The sequence below is a fragment of the bacterium genome, assembly GCA_013360195.1.
Lineage (GTDB): Bacteria > Electryoneota > RPQS01 > RPQS01 > RPQS01 > JABWCQ01.
Map to the genome: position 1 here is coordinate 79,950 of JABWCQ010000009.1, position 23,314 is coordinate 103,263.

The window sequence follows — 23,314 nt, forward strand, 5'->3', positions numbered from 1 at the left end:
GAATCGGGCAAGTGGCCGTTTTAGGCCGCATTTCTCGGAGCAATTTCAGCCGGAGGTGGACGACATGGACAGGTCAAGATTCACGCTGGTTTTTATCACACTCTTGTTTCCCCTCGAACTACTCGCACAACCGCAAGTGGAGTGGGTGTGGACGGGGGAAGATACGGTCACATCCGAAGGTTATGGCATTGAATTGTTGCCCGATGGTTCACCAGTTTGTGTAATTGACGGAATTATTACAAAACTTTCTGCCGGTGGATTGGCGAATTGGTCATCAAATCTGCTAATTAACACTGCAAGCGGTGTTGTGGTTCTCGAGAATGGCAATATCATGCTTGCAACAAAAGGAACGCATTCAAACGGATGGACATCTAACTTTTGGACAATTAGCCAGGAGGGAAATGTTCTTGATACTGAAACGAGTGAGTCGATTTCCGGCGAACCGCACCACATAACACACTTAATGCCCCTGGCTAGTCGAATTGTCGTACGATATCTTGACGATAACGATGGAACACAAGCCAGTTTTTTCGAGCTAAACCGAAACGGCGAATTTCTGGAAGACCATTTTCGGTGGTGGCAGGATGAATGCCAAGATATTTTTATTGCAAATAGTGTGGTTGAAAACTCTCTGGGAGAATTGGTGTTTGTTGGTCAGCGACAATGTTTTGAGTGGGGCTTAAACCTTGCCGTTGGCAATACGGAAACTGCTTTTATCATTCCCAATTATGATGCGGAAACCCACGTTTGTCGCCCGCTGATTATAGGCTCAAACAACGGCGAATATTTATGCCCGATTGAGCTTCATAATGCTTACGGCGAGAGCACAACAAGTGCGTTGAGAGTTTATCTCTTTAGTGCCGTGTTCGACACCTTGTGGGGACGGGACGTAGTGGGCCCTCCCTACACTTGCACAAACTTGGCGGGAGCCAAGCGAATGGCAGACGGCACAATTTTGATTGCGGCAAGCATATCAGATACTGGTGCATGGGAACCTCGTCTGCGCCTAATTCGCGCGGACGAGGAGGCAAACATCCTATGGCAAAGTGACTTTGAATTCGACGAGGAGTTTGATGCGCTCGCTTTGGCATTGGATAATTTCGGATATGCTTTTGTTCTTGGCAGAACAAGTTTTGAAGATAGCTATTGGCGAGGTTTTGCAATGGCCGTCAAAATTGGACCACTTGAATCGTTGAATGTGGGGTCAACTATTGGATTGCCCTCAGCATTTTTGCTTCACCCAAATTTCCCCAATCCATTTAATCCAACAACAGAAATCTCTTTTGGCTTGGATAAAGCTACTCTCGCTTCACTAAAAGTCTACGACATACTTGGCCGCGAAGTGGCAACACTCGCAGACGGCCTGCTGGAAGCCGGAACACATCGCGTAACATTTGACGGAACAGGCTTGGCTTCAGGAGTTTACATCTACCGCCTCGAAAGCGGAAGATTTTCGCAAAGCCGGAAGATGGTGTTGCTGAAGTAGTCAGAAGAAAACAAAACTCAAAACAAAGGAGAATCCACAAACCCAAAACACACGCAGGCAGGGCCTGCTCCGGTGAACCGGTAAGTAATGGCGGACAGCGAGCCGCCACTTGGAATTCGGAATGGCGCGGACAGTGAGCCGCACCGAAAATTTATCACGGTTAGAAAACAAGGAGTATGATCATGACCCTCGAACAGCAAGTGAAACTGTGGCACCTCAGCACCCAAACCAGCTTTTGTCATTGGTGGGCGCGTGGCTATCATTACGTCGAAGTTCCTTCGATGGTGCGCGCGTCAGGTGCCTGCGAATTTGTGGATTCATTAATGGAAGCGTCGCTTGATTCAAGTTTGAATTGGGCCGCGCAACCCGTATTCTTAAAGCAGACAGGACAACTTCACCTCGAAGGCGCGCTCGGGCTGTTCCCGAAAACCTTCACCGTAGGCCGCAGCTTCCGCGGCGAACGTCACAATCCGTCCGACGGCCGTCACTGCATGGAGTTCAGCTTGCACGAAATCGAATTCGTCGGCGAGCAAACGGAACTCTACGGTGCGCTCTTGCAGGAGATTCAAGGCTTCGTGCAGGCGCTCGCGTCCAACATCAGCGCACACGCGGGTGAGCTTGGCATCAACAAAGCGCACGCGAAGAAATTGCACAAGTGGGCGACCACGCCGTTCGCGAAGTTGACCTATGACGAAGCCATCGCGATTCTGAAAAAAGACGGTGAACCCATCGAGTGGGGTATGGACTTCACACATTGGCAGGAACTCAAGCTCGCTGAAATGTACGGCCCGGTGTTCCTGACCAAGTTCCCCGATCCGATGTGGGAGCATCCCGAACTCGACGGCCGCGAACTGCGCGTCATCAAGTTCTTCAACATGTTCCCCGACGGCAAGGGCCGCATTGACAGCGCGGATCTGATTCTTCCCGGCAGCGGCGAGTCCGTCGGCGCGGCGGTGCGTTTGCACTTGCTGGATCTGTTGAAGCAGCGTTTGACCAACAGCCTCATGTTCGAGCATCTCGTGTCGCGCCGCTTCGAGTGGTTCGCGCGCGCAGGCAAGAACGTGACTGAAGGAGAAGTTGAAGCCTCGGTACTCGCCGACTTCGCACCGTATATCGAGCAGGTGAGCAGCCACGCGTTGCCGCACGCCGGTTGCGGATTCGGCATGAACCGTATCCTGCAATCGCTGGTCGGCAAGTCCACGATTGAAGAGATCGACGCCTTCCCCGTCACCTTCGCCAACTTCCAACATGCGACCACCGTCGCCGAAATGGAAGCCGCTCGTGAAGGCCACTTGGTCGAAGCGTAACCGCTTGTCAAGCGGTGTTTGATTTGCTGCGCGGGTGCCACAACTGAGTGCGCACCCGCGCAGCGAGTGAGTTTATTCAGGGAGAAGCAACTTGTTCATTGGACATTACGGTGTCGCGCTGGCTGCGAAAAAGTTTGAGCCGAAGCTTTCGCTCGGGTGGTTGTTTGTCGCGTCGCAGGTCGTGGATATTTTGTGGACGTCGTTTGTGCTGGCAGGAATCGAGCAGGTTGAGATTCATCCCGGACACACGGCGGCCAGTCCGCTCAATTTCGTTTCCTATCCGTACTCGCACAGCCTGCTGATGGCGGTCGTGTGGAGTGCGTTGGTTTACGGAATGGCGCGCATCCTGTGGAACGCGCGCGTCGCGTTGGTTCTCGGAGCCGTCGCGCTCTCGCATTGGTTTTTGGATGTGCCCGTTCATCTTCCCGATTTGCCGCTCGCGTTCGGCGATTCGCCGATGGTGGGGCTGGGATTGTGGAACAGCAAAATCGGCACCGTCGCGCTCGAAGGTGCGTTGCTCTTGGGCGGATTGTGGATTTACATGAAGACCACCAAGCCTTCCGGAAAGCTCTGCACATGGGGAATGCCGATTTTCTGTTTGTTTTTACTCGGCACCTTTGCCATGACCACGTTCTCAGGTGAAGCGCCGCCCAGCATCACCGCACTCGCGGGCATGGGGCTGGTGATGTATGTCGTGTTCAGTTTAATTGCGATGTGGCTCGATAGGAAAAGAGTCGCTGTTTGATGCAAAATCCGAAGCTAAAACCGATCTTAGACGAACTCCGCGAAGCGCTCGCCGCGCACTATGGCGAGCGACTGAGTAAGCTCGTGCTGTTCGGTTCGCAAGCCCGCGGGGATGCTGAAGAGGATTCGGATATTGATGTGCTGGTCGTGCTGAAAGGGGAGGTTGATCAGGCACAGGAACGAAGAGCCACACTTGAATCCACGGCTGAAATTTGTCTCAAACACTCAGTCGTGATCCAGCGTGTCGTTGTTAGTGACGCACGCTATGAAACAGGGGACGATTCATTGATGTATAACGTACATCTTGACGGAGTGGAAGTATGACAAAAGAACAGCGAGAGCTTCTTTTTGCAAGCCAAACTTGATGCGCAACAGGCCGTGAAGAGTTTGAATGACAACATGCTCCGTGCCGCGTGTTCACGCTCCTATTATGCAATGTTCTATGTTGCGCGTGCTATATTGCTTGAACAGCAAAAGTCATTCAAGAAGCATTCAGCGTTGATAGATGCATTCGGTAAGCGCATTCTCGAAGGTGATGACATCCCGCGCGAATTTCATCGCCATCTGATTGATGCTTTTGAAGAACGAGGAACCGCCGATTACGACTTTACGATTAAGCTCAGTCGCGAAGAAGTACAGATTGTCGTTGACAACGCGAAGAAGTTCGTCGAACTTGGGGATCGCATCTTAGGTGATGTTTCACTCGAGGACCAGCAGTAACACACGAAAGCTAAAATGACCGAAACAATATTTGAAAGCAAAGTGAGCAAAGATTACGGCGCATCGTCTATTACGGTGCTTAAGGGGCTTGAGGCCGTTCGCAAACGCCCGGCCATGTATATCGGCGACATCGGTGTGCGCGGATTGCACCACCTCGTGTATGAAGTCGTGGACAATTCCGTGGACGAAGCCATGGCCGGACATTGCACGGAAATCGAAATGACCGTCAATCAGGACGGCTCCATCACCGTGCGCGACAACGGACGCGGCATTCCCGTCGAAATGCATCCGACGGAGAAGAAGTCGTCACTCGAAGTCGTGATGACCGTGCTGCACGCGGGAGGCAAGTTCGACAAGGATTCCTACAAGGTCTCCGGCGGTCTGCACGGCGTGGGCGTGTCGGTCGTGAACGCGCTTTCCGAATCGCTGAAGGTCGAAGTCGTGCGCGACGGCGTGCGTTATCAGCAAAGCTATGTGCGCGGTGTGCCGACGGGGCCGGTGCAGGAGGTGGGCAAGGCACGCGGACGCGGCACGACCACGACGTTTATGCCCGATTCGCAGATTTTCAAAATCACCGAATTCAATTTCGGCACGCTGCTCGAGCGCCTGCGCGAACTCGCGTATTTGAATCGCGGCTTGAAGATTATTTCGGAAGACAAGCGCGACGGCACGAAAGAGACGTTCGAGTTCAAAGGAGGCATCGCCGAGTTCGTGAAATATCTCGACGAAAACCGCACGCCCCTGCAGTCGAAGCCCATCTACTTTTCCGCCGACCGCGAAGGCGTGCCGGTGGAAATCGCCCTGCAGTACAACGACGGTTACACCGAGAACATCGTCACCTACGTCAACAACATTCACACGGTTGAAGGCGGCACGCATTTGGTCGGTTTCAAGACCGCGTTGACGCGAACGATTAACAATTACGCCGCGAAGAACAAGCTTTTCAAGAACGAGAAGATGGCGCTCTCGGGAGAGGACGTGCGCGAAGGCTTGACCGCCGTGATTTCCGTGCGCGTGCAGGAGCCGCAGTTTGAAGGTCAGACAAAAACCAAACTCGGCAACAGCGAAGTCAAGGGCATCGTCGAGCAGATAGTCAACGAAAAACTCGGCGAATATTTCGAAGAGCATCCGCATGACGCGAAGAAGCTGATTGAAAAATCCATTCTCGCCGCGCGCGCCCGCGAAGCCGCGCGCAAGGCGCGCGATCTCACGCGCCGCAAAACCGCGCTTGAGTCCGGGTCGCTGCCGGGCAAGCTCGCCGACTGTTCGACCAAGGATGTTGAAAAATCGGAGCTGTTCATCGTTGAGGGAGATTCGGCAGGCGGATCGGCGAAGCAGGGTCGCAACCGCGAGTTTCAGGCCATCCTGCCGCTGCGCGGAAAAGTCATCAATGTCGAAAAGGCGCGGCTGGACAAAATTCTCGCTAACGAAGAATTGCGCACGCTGATTACCGCCATCGGTGCGGGCATCGCGACTGAAGAGGATTTTGAAGTCGAGAAGTGCCGTTACGGCAAAATCATCATCATGACCGATGCCGACGTGGACGGCCAGCACATCCGCACGCTCTTGCTCACGTTCTTCTTCCGGTATCAGCGGCCGTTAATCGAGCAGGGCAAAATGTTCATCGCCCAGCCGCCGCTCTACGGCATTTCGAAGGCCAAGAAGAAACGCTACGCGATGGACGAAATCGAGCGCGATGCCATCATTCAAAAGGAATTCGGCGGCTCGCAGCAGGGTGTGATGGTCCAGCGCTACAAAGGTCTCGGTGAAATGAATCCCGACCAGCTTTGGGAAACCACCATGGACCCGGAGAACCGCACACTGCTCGCCGTGACGCTGGAAGACGCCGCCGCCGCAGACCACACCTTCTCGATGCTCATGGGCGACGCCGTCGAGCCCCGCCGCGAGTTCATCGAGAAAAACGCGAAATATGCTACGGCGATTGATGTGTAGGGAATTGTTCCGTGTTTAAGGAAATAGCGGACGTCTTTGATTTGCTTCAGCGTGAGGGCCTCATCACGTCATGGGCGCTTGGTGGTGGAGTTGCGACAATCTTTCATTCTGAGCCGTTCTATACGGAAGATGTGGATGTATTCGTCGAACTTAAAGGCGAGTCCGCACTGGTGAATATGCATCCCATTTACAACCGTCTGCGCGAAATGGGAATTGAAGCGCAAGGTCAGTATGTGATCATCGCTGGTTCCAGCATACAGATTATCGTTCCGCCTGACAAGCTTGAAGCAGAGGCAATGCGCGAAGCTGTTGAAATGGAAACCGGGTCCGGTGTCGCGAGGTTCTTCCGGCCAGAATATCTTGCTTGTATTTATCTGAATCTTGGGCGACCGAAAGACAAAACGAAACTTGTCCTGCTAATGAAAGACAAGAAGTTTTCAAACGATAGATTCCTCGAAATCATCAAGCGTTTTGACTTGGAGCAAAAATGGCTGGAATACCAAAAGCTGAGTTCTTAAAGCAAGCGTTTGAGCAAAAAGAGATTCGCCGCGAAGAGATGGTTGCACTCAGTTTTGAAGAAAAGTTTGCAATCCTAAAGCGCATGTGGGCGTGGCGACGCGAAGCGCTGATGATGACAGAGAAGAAGCCGCAATGAACGAATCCCTCAAACCTATCCTAGCTGAACTGAAGCAGCGGCTGACCGAACTTTACGGAGAGCGGTTGTCGCAGTTGATTCTATTCGGCTCGCAAGCCCGCGGCGACGCCACCGAAGATTCCGACGTGGACGTGCTGGTTGTGCTGGAGGGGGAGGTGGAGCCATTCGTGGAGAGCGATCAAGTCGTTCCAATAACGGCTGATATCTCATTGCGACTCGGTGTTGTGATTTGCTGTATGTACATATCCAGAGCGCAGTATGAAGCAAGGAAGAGTGCGACATTGAGAAATGCAGCTCACGAGGGGATTGCGCTGTGAACCAGAAGCAGCGTGATATGCTATTTCAAGCAAAGCTGGATGTTGCAACGGCCAAACGCGAGCTTCAGTACAATGCATTGCGTGCCGCGGTATCTCGAGCATATTATGCTATGTTCTACGTTGCAAGTGCGCTGTTGCTTGAAAAGGGGCTCTCGTTCTCTAAGCATACAGCAGTTGTTGCAGCCTACGGAAAGAATATTGCAGGCAAGAACGGCGTACCGCTTGAATCCCACAGATTTCTTCACGATGCATTGGACAAGCGTGGCATTGCTGATTATGATTTTGAAGTCAACGTCGGGCCAGAAGTTGTCAAGAAGCTAATCGAACATGCGGAGTTGTTTGTCGAAATCGGAAACAGGGTGTTGGGTGACGTATCGGAACACGAACGAGGTCCCAATTGAATCTTTTGCAGTGAATTAACCCCCCATGCACACATTCGAATTAAAACATACTACAAGCGCGTCGGCGAAGAAGCTATGGCTGGCGCTGACGGATCCGAAATATTTGACGCAGTGGGACGGCAACCGCTGGGTGCAGAATGACGCCTGCGTAGGCGGGAAAATGCGCGCGCGCAGCGAAGAAGGAGACCTCGCCGAAGCGGAAATTCTGCTCTACGACGTGTGCGAACGCATCGCCACGCTCGCGCCGATGCCCATCAATCCCGAAGAACCTGAAGAGGGCAGCTATCTCGTGCGGCTTGAATTCACACTCGAACCGCAGGCCAACGGCACCACCCTGCACATGAAGGCCACGGGTTTTCCCGACGAAGGTTCGTGTACTATGATGCGCAATTCGTGGGGCGGATTCTATCTTGAGAAAATCGGCAAAGTGGCCGAATCCGTGAGCGACCATGACGCGAACGCTGAATTACACGGCCAGGATTTTCCCGGACACGTGCGGCACACGGAGCTTGCGACCGCACTTCGATAACACAAGTGCCTTCGCCTGAACGCATCGCTCTGGCGTACGCGCGAAATTGGTTTGCTGACGCGCGAAAGTTTCCCAAGGACGCGGCAATTGAGTTGGCGCTGCTATTGTTCGTCGCGCTGATGCTGGCGGGATTTCAGTTTCAGATTGTCACCAAAGCTGTTGAGGCGGCGGGCGCGCAGCTTGAGCGACTTATAAACTTAATGCCGATACTGGCGGGCACGCTTGCGCTCTTTGTTGCCCGCGCGAATCCGGTTCTCGAGCGGCGTGCCGCGCAAGGAAATTGGACGGAATCGCTGCCGGTTGCTCCCCGTACGCGCGCGCTGTGGGCGGTGCGCCGAGCGTGTTATGCGGCGTTAGGAATTTCCCTGTTGTTTTTTGTTTTCGTCATCGATCTGCTGCTGCTGGGAGAGCGCGTGACTTTCCTGACAGCGATGCTTCTGTTGGGAACGCCGCCGCTTGTTGTGATGGCGCACGGCGCGGTGCGACGGAAAGAGATTTTGTCTCCGCACGATCCGACCGAGCATGAATTTGTGCGGCAGAAGGAGAATTTCTTTCGCCGGGTTCTTCCGCAAAAGTTCCGCGACCCGCTTGCGCGCGGAGTTGTGAACATGGCGCTGGCGGAAAAGAGCGCGGCGAGTTTGTGGCTGACCGCAGTATTCGCGGGCGCAATTCTGTTAGCGTGTATGCTGTTGGCGGCCCGTGAAAACCAGCCGCAGCTGTTGTTGATTGGAGCTGTGATTGTTCCGCTGCTCATCAACGCGGCATTCGAACCGCGGTTTGACAAATTCTATCGCATGAGCCGCTCGCTGCCGCTCAGGTTTCGGCAGCTGGCGCGGTCGTGCGCAGAATCAAGCGTGCTTGTGCCGAGCCTGTTCGTGCTCTGCCTGTTGCCGGCGATGCCGTTTGTGTCCGGCGGAGGCTATTGGTTTCTCGTGCTGCTCGCGAGTGTTGTTGCGATGGCCGCACTGCTGTTTGTAAAGCTCCTGGTCGCGCTGGCCTTTCCGCAATCGAAACTGAATCAGACGTTATTCATGTTCGCGGCGGCGCTGGCTGTCGGAGTATTTTCAATGCAGGCGCCGTTGATTGCCCCTGTGCTCGGGCTAATCGTATGCGCGGTGTGGCTTGCGGAGCGCGGTTGGGGCGCGTGGGAATTCGGCTACGGGGAGCGCTCGCGATGAGTGACGTCTTTGCAGTCGAAAACTTGTGCAAGAATTACGGCGCGCGCGAAGCGGTGCGTGACATCAGTGTCAGCGCGAAGACCGGAGAATTTATCGGCATCATCGGCGCGAACGGTTCGGGCAAGACGACATTCTTGAAATGCCTGTGCGGTCAGCTTCGCCCGACGGCAGGACAAATTCGCGTCTGTGATATTGACATGTTGCGCGAGCCGGTGAAAGCCAAGCGGCAAATCGGCTACGCGATTGAGGCGGAGCTGCTGCCAAAGGGCTTGACGGGCAATCAGATTCTGGAATTCGCCGCCGGCACAAAGACGAGCCCGGAGTGGAGAAGCGGGATTGCCGGGTTAAGCGAGTTGCTTGAAATTCAGTGGCGGCTGGATGACCCGATTGACAGTTATTCGCAGGGCATGCGGGCGAAAACCGGGATTCTGGCGGCGCTGATCGGCGAGCCGAAATTGATCGTGTTGGATGAAGCGCTGGCCACGCTCGATCCGGTGGCGGCATACAGATTGAAGAAACATTTGAGTGACGGAGTGGCGGCGGAGCGCTGGACGGTATTGCTGTCCACGCACGCGATTGAATCCGTCGAACACGCGGCCACGCGTGTGCTGATGCTGCAAGACGGAAAACTTGCGGCGGACTGGTCGAAGCAGGAACTTAACGACCTGCGGCGGCGGACGGAAAAAACTTTGGAGGAGATTCTCGTCGCGAAGATTGAACGGCGGGAACTCTGACGCAAGCCGCATTCGGCGGGAATCGTGCCCCCGCCGGATGTTTACACATAGCCTGAGGAAGCTGGTGTGAAAACAGAACTCTGGGGAGAGTAAACTGGTGTCGAATACGTAAACTAAACTCAGACTGAGCAGAGACAGATTAATGAGCTATGTTAGACACGGGCGGAATTTTCGCGGACGCAAGAGCACGCGCCGTTCGCTGCCCGAATCGCTCGACGGATACGTCGTGCAAGTGCACTTCGCCGGACGACCCGGCACAACAAAACGCACCATGAATTCGCTTCGTCATGACTCGCAGGCCTATCTTGACGCGCTGCGGGAAAAGGGACAGTTGTTATATTCGGGACGATACTTGTCGTCAGTCGGCGGAATGTGGCTGATCAAGGTGCGCGCGATGATTGAGGCGGAGAAGCTGGCGCATGATTATCCTCCGGTCAGAAAAGATTTGCTCACATTCAGAATAAACGTGCTGATGGATCGCGACGGAGTATTCAGCAAGCTGAGTACGAAGCGCACGGAAGACGATCTGCAGCCCGCATAAGCCCCGCGACTGACGCGGGAGTAAAGGACATATGCAGCCTTCGATATTGATTTTAGGCGCGGGCCTGATGGGCCGCGTCGCTGCTCACTTTTTTGTACATCATCCAGAAGGTCCGTATAAAGTTCGCTTGGCCGATTTGTCGCGGGGCACCGTGGACGAGGCGGCGGCGTGGCTGGACTCAGAGTTTGTAGAGCCCATGATTGTGGATGTCCGGCGCGAAGATTCGCTGGACAAGGCGCTCGCGGGCGTCAAAGTTTGTCAGTCATGCGTGCCGTATTTCCTGAATCCTTCAATTGCGCGTGCTTGTTTGGCCAACGGAGTGTCGTTCGTGGACCTCGGCGGTAATCCCGAAGTCACGGACAGGATATTGTCACAGGACGCCGAAGCGAAAGCCAAAGGCGTATGTTTGATTCCTGACACGGGACTCGCGCCGGGCCTGACGAACATTTTGGCGATGGAGCTTGTGAACCGCTTCACGGTTTGTGACGAAGTACATGTGCGTGTCGGCGGTTTGCCGCAGGTGCCGGAAGGCCGCTTGAAGTACGCGCAGTTTTTTTCGATACACGGACTGTTAAACGAGTATCTGGAAGACGCGCGCGAGATTCGCGACGGCAAAGAGGTGAAGGTGAAGTCGCTTGAGGAGGTCGAGACGCTGCATTTCGACGGAGTCGGCGAACTTGAAGCGTTCATCACCTCGGGCGGAACGTCCACCTTGCCGCGGACGCTGCTGGGCAAAGTGAAGCGGCTCGATTACAAAACGATTCGCTATCCGGGACACGCGGACTATTTGCAGTTCTTGCGGGAAATCGGACTCACTTCGACGCGCGCGTTTTTGTTCGGCGGGAATGCCGTGACGCCGCGGGAAGTGCTGAGCAGTGTGCTGGAAGAGAGTTTGCCGAAGAACACACCGGACCGAGTGCTGGTGCGCGTGTGGGCGAAAGGTGACGGCGGCCGCGAGGAGAAATTGGAGCTTAACGTTTTGAAGGACGAAGTGAACAATATCTCCGCGATGGGGCAGATGACGTCGTTTCCGTCGGCGGCGATAGCGCGCGCGATTTTGCTTGGACAGATTCCCGCCGGTGCACATCCGCAGGAGACCGTCATGAATTTCGAAACCATGAAGAGCGAACTCGCGCTTCGTTGGATCGGATTTCGTAAGTAGCCAGCGTGAGTGCTTGTAAAGCACAGCCGGACTCAATGCGCTGACGCTGACGATAGGCGGCGCTCTTTACGGGAGTCGCCGCTTTCGTGCTCGTATATATAATGCAGTGCAACAGGATTCAGAAGCACGAAAACAGTTCTTTAAGGGAGGATTGTCATGAAGGCCAAGACTGTTGGAATTTTGATTTTATTGTTGGTGTTGGGAAGCGGGACGAGTTGGGGGCAGATTTTCATTCCGCTATGTGACCCAGCGGATATTTTGACGGATACGTGTGGCGGTGGAAGTCCGCTGCCAGATGAAACAGTAGTTTACCTTTACTGGGACGAGAATGCCAATGGCCCGGATGAGGCGGACACCCTGTTGCCGAGATCTCCAAACGATCCGGGCGCAAATTACAATATGTTCTCGATGAACGGCGAGACGAGCTTGGGAGTGCCCGGGACAATCTGTACAGATCCTGTGCTCGCAATCGAGACTACTGAAGTTCCATTGCGACTCTATCTTTTGGTTCCGGTTTGTGATCAGGGAATAAAATGGACAAGCAATGTAATAGTGGCTCGTCCGGACTCTGAAATTGCGGATATTGTTTGGACGTGTGAAACGTGCGAAGATGTTTCGTCAACGGGCGATCTCACTATCGGTATGCCCCGCCAGCTTTCCCTTCACGCAAACTATCCCAACCCCTTCAACGCGACGACAGAAATTTCATTTGACTTGCCGCGCGAAATGGAAGCGAGCTTGAAAGTGTACGACGTACTGGGAAGAGAAGTTGCGGAGCTTGTGAATGGAGTGATGAATGCAGGGACGCACATGATTACGTTTGACGCGAGTGCGCTGTCATCTGGAGTGTATTTTTACAGATTGGAAGCGGGGAGGTTTGTGGATGCGCGGAAGATGGTGCTACTCAAATAGGAAATTAGAAATAGGAAATTGGAAAGCGGATTCAGATTCCGGCAGGGAACCGCTACGTGCTTTTCAAGCACTTCGCTTAATCCCCGCTCGGCGGAAGGATTTTAGTATTGGACTTACGCGCCGGAGGGTTAATCTGGAGAGGCATAAAAGGGGCGGTGGCGGGAAAAACGGAGAAAAAGACAGGGAAATCGGACTCTTGCGGGCCGCCTGAGGCCGCGATATTGAAAGTAACTTGCTCACATGATTCGACACGTTTTGACGATACTGGCTGTTAGCGATTTTCAAAAATCGCTGGCGTTTTATCGCGCGGCGTTTGATTTTCAGCAGACGGTGGATGTGCGGGTGTATGCGGAATTTGAAATGGCGGATGGCCGAAGGCTGGGGATTTACGAGCGGAACAGTTTTGGCCTCAATACGGGAATCGTTCCAAATAAAGTTGGCCTGAACGAACTTTCGGGAGCGGAGCTGTATTTTTTCTGTGACGATCCGGCGAAACAGTGCGCGAAACTCGTGCAAGCCGGAGCAATCGAACTTTCGCCGTGGCAACTGCGCAACTGGGGTGACGAAGCGGCCTACTATCGCGATCCCGACGGACATGTGATTGTGATTGCGAAGCGGCACAAAGGATTAGAGTAGCACCTTTCGCCGTGGGGCGAATATTGTAGTGAAGAAATTACGCTAAACAAATTCCTTGGAGGGGATTATGAAGCGAATACGGTTTACTTGGATTGCTTATGCAATCATGATCTGCTCTTTGACAACGTTTGCACAGCCGGATACGCTGTGGACGAGGACGTATGGGATAAATGCGTACCCGCATGTATTTGAGACAGATGATGGCGGAGTCGCATCCATCTTGTCAGAAAATCCGGTTTTTGGCTTGAGAATCTTGAAACTCGCTGCCGATGGTGATAGCTTGTGGAGTACCACTTATTGTGATTCCGGATACTACGTTAACGGTGCGGCAAGATTGTTGAACGGGAATTTCGTTGTCTTAACAGACACGATAACAGGTAATGACGGCAGAAGTGATTTACCGGATCGCGTTTTCATTCTTAACCCTGAAGGCGGAGTTGTGATGTCGCAAGCGGGTGTTGACTCGGTCAACTTTGATGTGGTGTCGGCAACACCGGATGGCGGCGCTGTCGTAATCGGTAAAGATGGGCGAGGGAATAACACAGATTTAATGGTACAAAAGGTGAATAGCAATTTTGTGACGGAATGGATAACAACATTCGGTGACAGTGTATTTGACGAACAGGTTTCCGAAGCAGATGCAGATGAGCAGGGCCGTGTCTTCTTTGTCGGCAATAGTCAAAACGAGACGGTAGGAATTTATGAGTCATTCGCAGGATTGATTGGTTCTACCGGTCAACTGCTTTGGTTGAACCGATATGCCAGTCAGCATGGTTTAAGCACTGGCTTTTGGGACTGCAAGGCTGAAGACGGCGAGTATTGGGCAGCGGGTATTTACGATGAAGGCCCATTCAATGAGTATCCATGGATTGTGAAATACAATCTGAACGGTGACAGCACTTGGAACAGGACAATTCATCCGTCTTTGCCGTTAACTATCCTCGTCTTTCGAGATTTCGATATTATCAGTGGAGGTGATGCTATTTTCATCGGCGGGTTGCAAGCGAGCAATTATTATTCTCCAGTGCTTTATCGAATGACCGGGCAGGGTGACATCAGTTGGGATTTCGGCCAACAAAGTGCACCAGAGGTAGTTGACGGTACTTGGTCAATTGTCAGGCTTAGAGATAACGGATATCTTGTCTGTGGGTCATTCATTCCCAATCAGGGTTTGCATTTCACACGCTTCGCTCCTGATATTGTTTCAACATCGCCGACGGGTGAATTGCCGTCGTCAATTGTGTTGCATGCGAACTATCCTAATCCGTTCAACGCAACGACGGAGATCACATTTGATTTGCCGCGAGCTTTGCAGACGAGTTTGAAAGTGTATGATGTGTTGGGGAGAGAGGTGGCGGAGCTTGCGGGCGGGATGATGAACGCGGGATCGCACACTATTCTATATGATGCGAGCGGGCTGTCGTCGGGGGTGTATTTCTACAGATTGGAAGCGGGGGAATTCGGGGAGACGCGGAAAATGGTGTTTCTGAAATAGGAAATAGGAAGGCGGGGGAGATGCGGGCACAACATGTTGTGCCCCTTCGGGCAAACCACTCCAGATTCCGGAGCAGACGGCCGGAGGGTGGCGGTCGTTTTTCACGCATAATATACGACATGAACCATGGTTTGTCAAGTATTTGTGGCTGAAAAGCAGAAACAATTTAACCATTTGTTCAAATTTGAATTGACAGGTTTTGGCATTGGACTTACGAAGGCTTCTCGAAAATTCGAGAGGCATTCTGAGGGTGTTCGTAACTTCAGAAAATTTGACGAAGCGACGATAAATCAATATCTTATTGTCTCGGAATGTAAGAGAAAAAGGGAACAATCCAGCATTTTCAGGGGTTTAGTAAATACCCGCGAGGGTTACTCGCGGGCGGGAAAGGATTTAGCAATTTGATCGAAAGCGATAAGGACTTTCATCCCAAAGCGTACGAGAACGCGCGCTTTCTGCACAGCGCGCACGCACGTTCATTAAGGATATTGGCCGAGTATTTAGAGCCGCAATCGCGGCTGCGTTTGCAGAAGATTCGCAGTACCATCGTGTTCTTCGGGTCGGCACGCTCGGTGCCGGAAGAAGAGCTTGACATGCAACTTGCGAAGCTGAATGAATCGTGGGCCAAAGAGCGCAACATCACTCCGGAAAAGATTCACAAGCGCACGGAGTCGTTTCGCAGGCTGACACATTATTATCATGAAGCCGAGCGGCTCGCTGCGAAACTTGCGGCACACTATCAGCAGATGCCCGATCCGCGTGACCGCCATGTGATTTGCAGCGGCGCAGGGCCGGGCATGATGGAAGCTGCCAACCGCGGCGCGCAGAAGATCGGCGCGAAGACCGTCGGACTCTCCATCAGTCTGCCGCACGAGCAAGGCGTCAACCGCTATCTCGAACCACCCTACACGTTCGAGTTTCACTACTTCTTCATGCGCAAGTATTGGTTCGTGTATCTGTCACGCGCGCTGGTGGCGTTTCCCGGCGGCTTCGGAACCTTTGATGAACTGTTCGAATGTCTGACGCTGGTACAGACGCAGAAGATTCGCCGCAATTTGCCGATTGTATTATTCGGTACAGAATTCTGGAACAACGTCATCAATTTTGAAGCGTTGATAGAGTGGGGTGTTATTTCTCCGGACGACCTTGACCTGTTTTTGTTAACAGACGACATTGACGAAGCGTATGACTATCTTGTCAATCGCATAGACGTATCTCGCGCAATTGAAACCACCGAGGAACCATGAGTTTGGGAAAACAGCTTTCAACGATGATGATTGCCGCCGTGCTGCTGGGGCTTGGCGCGCGCGTGGCGACGCACAGTGACTTGCCGTTTTGGGGACATTGGAAACCGATTAAGTTGATTTCGCCGCCGGAGGGATTTGCGGACGACATGGCGGCCAAGCCGGACAGCGCGTTTGCCAAGTCCACTTCGGCTTATGAAGTGAATCTGGCCGCGGCGATGGTGCTGCACATGAAGCGCAACAAGAGTAATATTCATTTTGTGGATGCACGCGAGGACACGCTTTATAAAGCCGGACATATTCCGGGTGCGATCAACATTCCGTTTGAGCATCTTGATCTGCACGGCGATAAATTTCTCGCGCTGCCGAAGGATGATTTGATTGTTATTTACTGTGACGGCGGGGACTGCCATCTGTCGCACGATTTGGCCGAGTTCGCGCTGGCAAACGGTTACGGCAGACTGGCGGTATTTACCGGCGGTTGGGAAGAGTGGTCGAAGGAGACGGATATGATTGAGACGGGCGCAGACCCGGGAAAATAGCAAATTGAAAATGGAAAATAGAAAAGCCCCGAATATCGGGGCTTTTTGTTTATCTCAAGAGCAGAAGTTTTGTTGTTAAAGATCGTGCGGGTGTTTTGAGAGTCGCGAAGTAGATTCCTGACGACCACTCGGATGGCTCATTTGTTGGCTATGACGACGTACTTCCATTTCTCCGACGTCTACGAGTTCGAGTCGTAGCTCTAAGCTTGAGTGATATAGGCAAGGAACTCAGCGCCAAATCCAGAAATCCTGCTTGCTAACATACCGTCTTCTGTCATTGTACCATGTAGAAAGCCTCCTTGTGAGAGCAACCCTTCCGCTTGAAGATCATGAACTATCCGATCATAGATGTCACGTTTGCCTTTCATTTCCGGTAGGCATAATTCAAGTACCGTTGAAACCCCTCCCATGGACCAATTCGGCTTTGCAATTTTATTCACTTCAATCCATGACCTGGGATCACGCAGGAATTTGAGAATCTTCAAGTGCGTTGGTGTTAAGTCGTCAATCAATCGTAGAAACACCATCTTCGTGTCAAAGTCAAGGGCTGAAGGCAGGGCAGAATTGAAAACAGCGTTTCGTAAAGCGGCGAGTTTCTCGACCTGATGGTTTCGCAAAGCAATTTGTGAAGCCAGCATTACCGCAGAAATGAAGTCTTCGTTGTTGCTAAGCATATCTGGGGTAAACTCATCAATCCGCGCTTCCAATTCTTTGACTACCCCAGCAAGCTCATTGAGCCACGCAGCTTTCCGCTTTTCGAGAGGGGCTGTGAAGATGCTCTCAAAGAGAACTTGAACTGGTCCGCCAACTATCGGGATAGCTGATAACGCCGCTTTTGTGACAGTGTGTACAGCATCGCCAGCACTTTCTTCGTCAGGTTGTTTGTTCATAGGATTTGATCTGTGCGGGTTTCTATGTTCGCCTCGGGCCAGACTTCGGGGACGATGACATTCTCATAATGCCCAACACGGCTGCGCCATTTTGTGCTGTCGCTGCCTAAGAAGTAGTTGCTGTAGTGGGGGAGTTTTTTTTGACCGACCCCCATCCCCGGCCCTTCCCCCGTGAACGGAGGAAGGGAGCCAGAGCGAGCAGAGGGGATGACATAGTGAATCTGCACCACATGGCCGCGGACCTGCGGATTCCGGCGGGGAACCGCTGCGCTAAATCCCCGCTCGGCGAAAGGGTCGAAGTTGCCCTGCGCGGGCGGATTGCCATCCGCCCCTACATAGGAACGGAGGTCTATGGTCATCCCTTGTGGAGTGACATAGTAGATTGTGGAGCCGACCTCGCATTTGAATTGAAAGTCGCCTTGCCATTGGCCCTCGTTGGCGATCCAGAACACCCCCCCTTGCCCCCCCGCGAGCAGGGGGGAATGCAGAAGGAATATCAAAAGAGAAATAAAACGACGGAGTTTCATGGGTGAACCGGAAGCGGATTTGGGGCGTTCTTACAAGGTAGTTTGGTTGGGGGCGAATGTCAAGGCGGGAGTTTGGCGGAGGGGGAAATGGTGGAGAGGAATTGGGGTAAAAAATGCGCCTAAAATTGCTCGTAAATCCTTGAAAATAGACGGACTTTCGCTTGACTTTGTGAAAAAATAACATTATCATAAAAGGTTATGAACAGAAGCCTTCGCGAGCAGATACTTACCGGCCTCGATTGGACATTTCGCCTGCTTCTGGCGGGGCTATTCCTTTATGCGGCATGGCCGAAACTGCTCGATCCGGCGGACTTCGCACGGTCGATTACAAACTACAAGGTCAGCCTGCCCGTCATCGGACAGAATTATGTCTATCTGACGGCGATGCTCCTGCCCGCACTTGAAGCCGTGGCGGCAATCTGCCTGTTTCTGCCGAAACTGAAGCGCGGTGCCGCACTGGTCTTTGTGTTTTTGCTGACCTTGTTCACGGTGCTAATCTTTCAAGCCGTCATGCGCGGATTGAACATTGATTGCGGTTGCTTCGGAAACTCCGCGACTGCAGCGGCATTAGCAACGAAAGTCGGATGGAGCAAGATTTTCGAGAATCTCGGGTGGCTGGCGATGGCGATTTTCATTTACATGCGCGCCTGTCCGCCTAAACCACGATACAGACTCTAATACAAGTAGGTCTGCAATTCCAATGCTTACACGGCTGAGTCTAAAGAACTTCAAGTCCTGGCGCGAGACTGGTGATATCAACTTGTCTCGCGTAACGGGCTTTTTTGGTACGAATAGCTCCGGCAAAACGAGCTTGTTGCAATCCCTGTTGTTGCTCAAGCAAACCAAAGAGGGGACAGATCGGCGCGCACCATTGCGTACGGGTGACGATACGTCTTATGTTGATTTAGGCGTGTTCTCAGACATGTTATTTGGTCACGCTAACAATCAAGGGCTTGAGCTGGATCTCAGTTGGCAAGTCGGCAAAAGCAAGTATGCGTTTGGATTTGGTGAGAAGCCAGCTTTTCCGATTAACTTGTCTTTTGCAACTCATGTCAAGGAGATAGATGGGGTTCCTACAACATCAAATTTTCTTTACAAGCTGGGTGAAAAATCAATAGGAATGACGCGCCTTGAGAATGGCAAGGAAGGCCATTATGACATTATTGCTTCTGGATACGAAAAGGTGCGCGCAGTAGGCAGGAAATGGCCGGTACCAAATCCAATTAAGTGTTATGGCTTTCCAGATGAAGTACGCACCTATTTTCAGCGCATGGATTTCGTTCAAGACTACGCCTATGAGCTCGAGCAACAACTCTCTCGTCTTTACTACCTGGGGCCACTAAGAGAATATCCGAAACGAAACTATGTTTGGGGGGGAGATATTCCCGAAGACGTTGGAAGAAGAGGAGAAAATTCAATTGCGGCGATTCTCGCGTCCCGAAAGTGGGAGGATTATATAAGGCGCGGAAAAGGTACAAAAGCGATGTCACTTGAAGAGCGAATTGCAACATGGCTGCAAGAGCTTGGAATGATCCACTCTTTTAGACTCCACCAACTTTCCGACGACAAGAAACAGTATCAAGTTCGCGTGAAGCGAGCCGCAAATTCTCACGAAGTGCTTATTACCGACGTTGGGTTTGGTGTGTCGCAAATTCTTCCTGTGCTAACGCTATGTTATTACGTTCCGAGCGAAAGTACGATCTTACTTGAGCAACCGGAAATACATCTACATCCCGCAGTACAGCAGGGGTTGGCCGATGTGCTAATAGACGCTGCACAGACACGGAAGATTCAAATCATAGTTGAGAGTCATTCCGAGCATTTTTTACGGCGCCTTCAAAGAAGAGTTGCAGAAAAAATGATTCCTCAGAAAGATGTACGATTGTACTTTTGCCAACATGCTGAAAGCGAGTCTAAGATAGAAGCGTTAGATATTGACTTGCTCGGGAATATCACAAATTGGCCGAGAGGGTTCTTTGGTGATTCTGCGGGGGATATTATTGCTATGACAGAAGCACAAATCAAGGCTCAGCGCACTTGACGGATCGGATAATCGACACGAACGTCCCGCTCGTCGCGAGCGGAGAAACGCCAGAAGCCATGGGAAGCTGCATTTTGGCATGCATTACCACTTTGAAAGATTTGTTTGACGACAAGACCCGTATTGTAATTGATGATAAGTGGTTCATAATAGGCGAGTACAAGAACAAGCTTAATCAATCCGGTCAGCCACGAATCGGAGACGAGTTTCTGAAATGGGTCCTTACAAACTCGTGGAACACGAGCCGATGTCAACAAACGCCGGTTCAGATTGATGCGAGCGGAGAACTTGAAGGATTTCCTACGGACGACGAACTTTCACAATTTGATCGTTCAGACAGAAAATTTGTGGTGACTGCGCTTGCGTATGCGAATCATCTTGGCCAACCTGTTCCAATTCTGAATGCAGTTGATTCTGATTGGTGGATTCACAAGAAACCTCTGCAACGCGTTGGCATCAGCATAGAGTTTCTTTGCTCAGACCAAGCGGCGAGATGGAGAATCGAGCATGGTGAAACGGCGTAGCATTGCTCTTGTATTAGGAGTGCTTGTTAGCAGCCTATTGATTGCTGCTCCTCGCATGCTGCCGACCAAGCCGGACGTTATGCCCGAGTTTCATGTGCCGCGCGAAAACTCGCGCGCGCTGGACGAGAACTGGGTGTATGTGCAGACTCTGTATGACGCGTCACAGTTTGCGCCGGATTATTGGGGGGCTGTGCCGGTCGGATTTGCAAAAGCGAATCAGACGCGCGCATTTCTCGCTACCCTCCATACGATATTCCGCACACTTGACGGCGGCCGCACTTGGACCAACCTGGATCCGCAGCCTGCTCCGACCCCTTCGCCCGTTTTTCAATCGCTCCGTCATCCCAGATTTATTTCCGATATTACATGGCGGCCCGTGCGCAGGACGGAGCTGAACGCGGACAGCATTTACATTGCCGTTTATGACGTTGCAGGTAACGGCGGCATTCTGCGGTTGATTCGCGGATTCGGTTCGCAACATGTTTTGTGGCCGGCAGACTCTCTCAACCACACCCTGGAAAGCGATCGGTGGCTGACCGGTATCGCCGCTCCGGATTCTAATATAGCTGTAGCCTTGGCCGGCCTCGACGCGCGAATATACCGCAACGATTCGATGCTCACATCTGTGAATTGGGACACACTGCCGGAAAGATTCACGGGCACGTGGGTGAGCGAAGTGACGACGATGAATAACTTCATCTATGCGGTCGGTTCGAATCAATGGCTGTCACTGGACCGCGGATTTTCGTGGCAGCAGCTTCCGGCGGCGGATCCGCTGGGTGACCGTGATATTGATTTTGCGCCGAACAGCGGACATGCCATCGTGTGCGGCGGCAGTGAAGATCCGTCTTCGGGCTGGGTGCGCTACACCAATGACTTCGGCCAGACATGGTCGCCGCGCACATTGCAAACAAATATTCCGCTAAACACGGTGCTGCTGCTGAACGACACGCTGGGCTATTGCGCAGGCGGCAGCGCGGAAGACGCGATTGGCCGGGTGTGGAGAACGACGGACGGGGGCGCGACGTGGGAGCTTGAACTGGAAGTAGAGGCCGAAATCACCGAGCTCGGGTATGCGCGCGAGAGCGGAGGATACATCAATGTAATTGCCGCAGGATATTTCGCGGATTTTCGCTGCGGAGTGTGGCGCTCTCACCTGCAATTCCCCGATACCACCGGTCCGGCGATTGTACTTTCAAACGACACGCTGACTTTTTACGCTGCGGCAGGAGAGACGATGGTACAGGAGGTCGCATTGAAGAACGTCGGCGACGCCAATGTGTCTATCTTTGACATGGTCGAGGCGGGACCGTTTACGACGTCGTGCTGCGCGCAGGATATCTTATTACTCCCCGGAGATTCCACGATTATCACCGTGACGTTTGTCCCCGGCATTGAAGGCGAGTACGCGAACAGCCTGCGAATCCTGACGGAATACAACGAGTACGTCGCGCTGGAAGTAATCGGGACGACGTTCTCGAGCGCAGAGCCGCGAGCGACTTTGCCGCAGGAGCTTTCACTTTCGGTTTATCCCAATCCCGGAAATGCGGAATTCCGGTTGAGCTACTCGCTGACAAAAAACAGCGCTGTTTCGCTGACGCTTTTTGATATAACAGGCCGCGAGGTGGCAACGCTTGTGGATGGTGTTCGCAATGCGGGTGAGCATGTTGTCCATTGGAGTGCAAACGCACAACCAAGCGGAGTTTATTTCGCCGTGCTGAATGCGGGGGAATCGCGACGAGTCTCGAAGCTTGTGCTCTTGAAATGAAAACTCGCGGACAAGTTATCGTAGAGGAGTTTCGCTCGCGGTGCCTTGAGGGCAATCCGCTCGGCGACGACTTCGTACGCGAAACTCCGGTTTATTTGCCGGAAGGATTTTCAAAGAGCGGTGAATATCCGCTGCTGGTGGTACTGTCGGGATTCACAGGCAGCGGCTTGACGCACATCAACTGGAGCGCGTGGCTGGAGCCGCTGCCGGTCAGAATTGAGCGGCTGATAAACGAGAAAGTTATTCCGCCGTGTGTGGTGCTGATGCCGGATTGCTTTACAAGACTTGGCGGAGCGCAATACATCAACTCGTCGGCGACGGGTGACTACGAGGATTATGTGTGCGGCGAGCTTGTGCCGTGGATGCGGCGCGAGTTTCACGCCGGGCTGTCGCCGGAGAAGACGGTCGTGATGGGGAAGTCTTCGGGCGGCTACGGTGCATTCGTGCTGGCGGCGCGGCATCCGGAGATCTTCGGCTGGTGTATCATGCATTCGGGGGATTGCTATTTCGACTACGGCTACCTGCCGGAGTTTCCAAACGCGCTGAAGGAATTGCGCAAACACGCCTCGCCGAAAGACATGATCGCGCTTTACGGTAATCAACGCAAGCGCGTGGCAAACGAAGCGGTCAACATCACCGCGATGTCGGCTTGTTATTCGCCCAATCCCGATTCGCCGTACGGGTTTGATTATCCGTTCGACCTGCAAACCGGGGAAATCCGCGAAGATGTCTGGGAGCGCTGGCTGATGCACGATCCCGTGCGCATGGCAGGTGACGAGAGAATTATCGAGAACTTGAAGAGACTTTCCGGAGTTTACATCGATTGCGGCATCAGCGATGAGTTTCATTTGCAGTGGGGTGCGCGGATATTGTCAACACGGCTGATTGAAGCCGAGGTCGCGCACACGCACGAAGAATTTGAAGGCGGGCATTTCAACACGCAGTGGCGATATGACGAAAGCTTGAAGTGGCTCGGCGAAAGATGGTAAGGAAACGGGCAAGATAAAC

28 protein-coding genes are annotated in these 23,314 nt (G+C 52.8%); 26 read left to right on the top strand and 2 right to left on the bottom strand.

The window, feature by feature from the left end:
* Positions 1 to 64: 64 nt before the first annotated feature.
* The 20 genes from HUU59_08190 (at position 65) to HUU59_08285 (ending at position 16,556) form a co-directional block, all read left to right on the top strand.
* Positions 65 to 1,486: a T9SS type A sorting domain-containing protein gene (locus HUU59_08190; GenBank protein ID NUO19409.1), complete on the top strand. Its 1,422-nt coding sequence runs from the start codon at positions 65 to 67 to the stop codon at positions 1,484 to 1,486.
* A gap of 182 nt (positions 1,487 to 1,668) precedes the next feature.
* A complete protein-coding gene (locus HUU59_08195; GenBank protein ID NUO19410.1) occupies positions 1,669 to 2,793 on the top strand; it encodes a hypothetical protein in 1,125 nt (374 codons plus the stop codon).
* Between the two features lie 91 nt (positions 2,794 to 2,884).
* The gene (locus tag HUU59_08200; GenBank protein NUO19411.1) at positions 2,885 to 3,538 is read left to right on the top strand and encodes a hypothetical protein; all 654 of its coding nucleotides are present in this window, start codon (positions 2,885 to 2,887) and stop codon (positions 3,536 to 3,538) included.
* Entirely contained in the window at positions 3,538 to 3,861 is a 324-nt protein-coding gene (locus HUU59_08205) for a nucleotidyltransferase domain-containing protein (GenBank protein ID NUO19412.1), read from the top strand. The genes HUU59_08200 and HUU59_08205 overlap by 1 nt, the downstream gene beginning before the upstream one ends.
* Positions 3,862 to 3,885: 24 nt before the next feature.
* A complete protein-coding gene (locus tag HUU59_08210; protein NUO19413.1) occupies positions 3,886 to 4,257 on the top strand; it encodes a HEPN domain-containing protein in 372 nt (123 codons plus the stop codon).
* Between the two features lie 15 nt (positions 4,258 to 4,272).
* Entirely contained in the window at positions 4,273 to 6,210 is a 1,938-nt protein-coding gene (gene gyrB, locus HUU59_08215; protein NUO19414.1) for a DNA topoisomerase (ATP-hydrolyzing) subunit B, read from the top strand.
* An 11-nt stretch (positions 6,211 to 6,221) separates the two neighbouring features.
* Positions 6,222 to 6,728 (top strand): hypothetical protein, encoded by a 507-nt coding sequence (locus tag HUU59_08220; GenBank protein NUO19415.1) that lies wholly within the window; start codon positions 6,222 to 6,224, stop codon positions 6,726 to 6,728.
* Positions 6,698 to 6,865 (top strand): hypothetical protein, encoded by a 168-nt coding sequence (locus HUU59_08225; protein NUO19416.1) that lies wholly within the window; start codon positions 6,698 to 6,700, stop codon positions 6,863 to 6,865. Before HUU59_08220 ends, HUU59_08225 begins: the two co-directional genes overlap by 31 nt.
* Positions 6,862 to 7,182, top strand: a complete 321-nt coding sequence (locus HUU59_08230) for a nucleotidyltransferase domain-containing protein (protein NUO19417.1) — start codon at positions 6,862 to 6,864, stop codon at positions 7,180 to 7,182. The genes HUU59_08225 and HUU59_08230 overlap by 4 nt, the downstream gene beginning before the upstream one ends.
* A 17-nt stretch (positions 7,183 to 7,199) precedes the next feature.
* A complete protein-coding gene (locus HUU59_08235; GenBank protein NUO19418.1) occupies positions 7,200 to 7,583 on the top strand; it encodes a HEPN domain-containing protein in 384 nt (127 codons plus the stop codon).
* Positions 7,584 to 7,608: 25 nt separating this feature from the next.
* Positions 7,609 to 8,112, top strand: coding sequence for an SRPBCC domain-containing protein (locus tag HUU59_08240; protein NUO19419.1), 504 nt, complete (start codon positions 7,609 to 7,611; stop codon positions 8,110 to 8,112).
* 5 nt (positions 8,113 to 8,117) lie between these two features.
* Positions 8,118 to 9,290, top strand: coding sequence for a hypothetical protein (locus HUU59_08245; protein ID NUO19420.1), 1,173 nt, complete (start codon positions 8,118 to 8,120; stop codon positions 9,288 to 9,290).
* Positions 9,287 to 10,024, top strand: a complete 738-nt coding sequence (locus tag HUU59_08250) for an ABC transporter ATP-binding protein (protein NUO19421.1) — start codon at positions 9,287 to 9,289, stop codon at positions 10,022 to 10,024. Before HUU59_08245 ends, HUU59_08250 begins: the two co-directional genes overlap by 4 nt.
* A 142-nt stretch (positions 10,025 to 10,166) precedes the next feature.
* Positions 10,167 to 10,565: a hypothetical protein gene (locus HUU59_08255; protein ID NUO19422.1), complete on the top strand. Its 399-nt coding sequence runs from the start codon at positions 10,167 to 10,169 to the stop codon at positions 10,563 to 10,565.
* Positions 10,566 to 10,596: 31 nt separating this feature from the next.
* Positions 10,597 to 11,727 carry a saccharopine dehydrogenase NADP-binding domain-containing protein gene (locus tag HUU59_08260; GenBank protein NUO19423.1) on the top strand — a complete coding sequence of 377 codons (1,131 nt, stop codon included), beginning with the start codon at positions 10,597 to 10,599 and terminating at the stop codon, positions 11,725 to 11,727.
* Positions 11,728 to 11,883: 156 nt separating this feature from the next.
* Complete coding sequence (locus HUU59_08265) at positions 11,884 to 12,639, top strand: T9SS type A sorting domain-containing protein (protein ID NUO19424.1); 756 nt, start codon at positions 11,884 to 11,886, stop codon at positions 12,637 to 12,639.
* Positions 12,640 to 12,879: 240 nt separating this feature from the next.
* Positions 12,880 to 13,275, top strand: a complete 396-nt coding sequence (locus HUU59_08270; GenBank protein NUO19425.1) for a VOC family protein — start codon at positions 12,880 to 12,882, stop codon at positions 13,273 to 13,275.
* Positions 13,276 to 13,342: 67 nt separating this feature from the next.
* Positions 13,343 to 14,770, top strand: a complete 1,428-nt coding sequence (locus tag HUU59_08275; protein ID NUO19426.1) for a T9SS type A sorting domain-containing protein — start codon at positions 13,343 to 13,345, stop codon at positions 14,768 to 14,770.
* A 404-nt stretch (positions 14,771 to 15,174) separates the two neighbouring features.
* Positions 15,175 to 16,017, top strand: a complete 843-nt coding sequence (locus HUU59_08280; GenBank protein NUO19427.1) for an LOG family protein — start codon at positions 15,175 to 15,177, stop codon at positions 16,015 to 16,017.
* Positions 16,014 to 16,556 (top strand): rhodanese-like domain-containing protein, encoded by a 543-nt coding sequence (locus tag HUU59_08285; GenBank protein NUO19428.1) that lies wholly within the window; start codon positions 16,014 to 16,016, stop codon positions 16,554 to 16,556. The genes HUU59_08280 and HUU59_08285 overlap by 4 nt, the downstream gene beginning before the upstream one ends.
* Before the next feature lie 200 nt (positions 16,557 to 16,756).
* Here the strand turns inward: HUU59_08285 and HUU59_08290 are convergent, their stop codons facing one another.
* Together HUU59_08290 and HUU59_08295 are read right to left on the bottom strand one after the other, a co-directional pair.
* Complete coding sequence (locus HUU59_08290) at positions 16,757 to 17,446, bottom strand: hypothetical protein (GenBank protein ID NUO19429.1); 690 nt, start codon at positions 17,444 to 17,446, stop codon at positions 16,757 to 16,759.
* On the bottom strand, positions 17,443 to 17,973 hold the full coding sequence (locus tag HUU59_08295; GenBank protein NUO19430.1) for a hypothetical protein: 531 nt from the start codon (positions 17,971 to 17,973) through the stop codon (positions 17,443 to 17,445). Before HUU59_08295 ends, HUU59_08290 begins: the two co-directional genes overlap by 4 nt.
* Between HUU59_08295 and HUU59_08300 the strand changes: the two genes are divergently transcribed.
* The 6 genes from HUU59_08300 to HUU59_08325 are packed head-to-tail and all read left to right on the top strand — an operon-like array spanning position 17,972 to position 23,295.
* Positions 17,972 to 18,154, top strand: coding sequence for a hypothetical protein (locus HUU59_08300; GenBank protein NUO19431.1), 183 nt, complete (start codon positions 17,972 to 17,974; stop codon positions 18,152 to 18,154). The genes HUU59_08295 and HUU59_08300 overlap by 2 nt on opposite strands.
* Before the next feature lie 17 nt (positions 18,155 to 18,171).
* Positions 18,172 to 18,651: a DoxX family membrane protein gene (locus HUU59_08305; GenBank protein NUO19432.1), complete on the top strand. Its 480-nt coding sequence runs from the start codon at positions 18,172 to 18,174 to the stop codon at positions 18,649 to 18,651.
* Positions 18,652 to 18,673: 22 nt separating this feature from the next.
* Positions 18,674 to 20,014, top strand: a complete 1,341-nt coding sequence (locus HUU59_08310; GenBank protein ID NUO19433.1) for a DUF3696 domain-containing protein — start codon at positions 18,674 to 18,676, stop codon at positions 20,012 to 20,014.
* A gap of 59 nt (positions 20,015 to 20,073) precedes the next feature.
* The gene (locus tag HUU59_08315; protein NUO19434.1) at positions 20,074 to 20,538 is read left to right on the top strand and encodes a hypothetical protein; all 465 of its coding nucleotides are present in this window, start codon (positions 20,074 to 20,076) and stop codon (positions 20,536 to 20,538) included.
* Entirely contained in the window at positions 20,522 to 22,306 is a 1,785-nt protein-coding gene (locus HUU59_08320; GenBank protein ID NUO19435.1) for a T9SS type A sorting domain-containing protein, read from the top strand. The genes HUU59_08315 and HUU59_08320 overlap by 17 nt, the downstream gene beginning before the upstream one ends.
* Entirely contained in the window at positions 22,303 to 23,295 is a 993-nt protein-coding gene (locus HUU59_08325; GenBank protein NUO19436.1) for an esterase, read from the top strand. The genes HUU59_08320 and HUU59_08325 overlap by 4 nt, the downstream gene beginning before the upstream one ends.
* Positions 23,296 to 23,314: the final 19 nt, after the last annotated feature.

Excerpts from the sequence above, each read along its gene's own strand:
- HUU59_08255 (NUO19422.1), top strand. The coding sequence starts at position 10,167 with ATGAGCTATGTTAGACACGGGCGGAATTTTCGCGGACGCAAGAGCACG.
- HUU59_08250 (NUO19421.1), top strand. The coding sequence starts at position 9,287 with ATGAGTGACGTCTTTGCAGTCGAAAACTTGTGCAAGAATTACGGCGCG.
- HUU59_08295 (NUO19430.1), bottom strand. The coding sequence starts at position 17,973 with ATGAAACTCCGTCGTTTTATTTCTCTTTTGATATTCCTTCTGCATTCC.
- HUU59_08235 (NUO19418.1), top strand. The coding sequence starts at position 7,200 with ATGCTATTTCAAGCAAAGCTGGATGTTGCAACGGCCAAACGCGAGCTT.
- HUU59_08265 (NUO19424.1), top strand. The coding sequence starts at position 11,884 with ATGAAGGCCAAGACTGTTGGAATTTTGATTTTATTGTTGGTGTTGGGA.
- HUU59_08300 (NUO19431.1), top strand. The coding sequence starts at position 17,972 with ATGGGTGAACCGGAAGCGGATTTGGGGCGTTCTTACAAGGTAGTTTGG.
- HUU59_08305 (NUO19432.1), top strand. The coding sequence starts at position 18,172 with ATGAACAGAAGCCTTCGCGAGCAGATACTTACCGGCCTCGATTGGACA.
- HUU59_08290 (NUO19429.1), bottom strand. The coding sequence starts at position 17,446 with ATGAACAAACAACCTGACGAAGAAAGTGCTGGCGATGCTGTACACACT.
- HUU59_08275 (NUO19426.1), top strand. The coding sequence starts at position 13,343 with ATGAAGCGAATACGGTTTACTTGGATTGCTTATGCAATCATGATCTGC.
- HUU59_08315 (NUO19434.1), top strand. The coding sequence starts at position 20,074 with ATGGGAAGCTGCATTTTGGCATGCATTACCACTTTGAAAGATTTGTTT.
- HUU59_08240 (NUO19419.1), top strand. The coding sequence starts at position 7,609 with ATGCACACATTCGAATTAAAACATACTACAAGCGCGTCGGCGAAGAAG.
- HUU59_08260 (NUO19423.1), top strand. The coding sequence starts at position 10,597 with ATGCAGCCTTCGATATTGATTTTAGGCGCGGGCCTGATGGGCCGCGTC.
- HUU59_08230 (NUO19417.1), top strand. The coding sequence starts at position 6,862 with ATGAACGAATCCCTCAAACCTATCCTAGCTGAACTGAAGCAGCGGCTG.
- HUU59_08190 (NUO19409.1), top strand. The coding sequence starts at position 65 with ATGGACAGGTCAAGATTCACGCTGGTTTTTATCACACTCTTGTTTCCC.
- HUU59_08205 (NUO19412.1), top strand. The coding sequence starts at position 3,538 with ATGCAAAATCCGAAGCTAAAACCGATCTTAGACGAACTCCGCGAAGCG.
- HUU59_08285 (NUO19428.1), top strand. The coding sequence starts at position 16,014 with ATGAGTTTGGGAAAACAGCTTTCAACGATGATGATTGCCGCCGTGCTG.
- gyrB (NUO19414.1), top strand. The coding sequence starts at position 4,273 with ATGACCGAAACAATATTTGAAAGCAAAGTGAGCAAAGATTACGGCGCA.
- HUU59_08225 (NUO19416.1), top strand. The coding sequence starts at position 6,698 with ATGGCTGGAATACCAAAAGCTGAGTTCTTAAAGCAAGCGTTTGAGCAA.
- HUU59_08195 (NUO19410.1), top strand. The coding sequence starts at position 1,669 with ATGACCCTCGAACAGCAAGTGAAACTGTGGCACCTCAGCACCCAAACC.
- HUU59_08270 (NUO19425.1), top strand. The coding sequence starts at position 12,880 with ATGATTCGACACGTTTTGACGATACTGGCTGTTAGCGATTTTCAAAAA.
- HUU59_08320 (NUO19435.1), top strand. The coding sequence starts at position 20,522 with ATGGTGAAACGGCGTAGCATTGCTCTTGTATTAGGAGTGCTTGTTAGC.
- HUU59_08325 (NUO19436.1), top strand. The coding sequence starts at position 22,303 with ATGAAAACTCGCGGACAAGTTATCGTAGAGGAGTTTCGCTCGCGGTGC.
- HUU59_08310 (NUO19433.1), top strand. The coding sequence starts at position 18,674 with ATGCTTACACGGCTGAGTCTAAAGAACTTCAAGTCCTGGCGCGAGACT.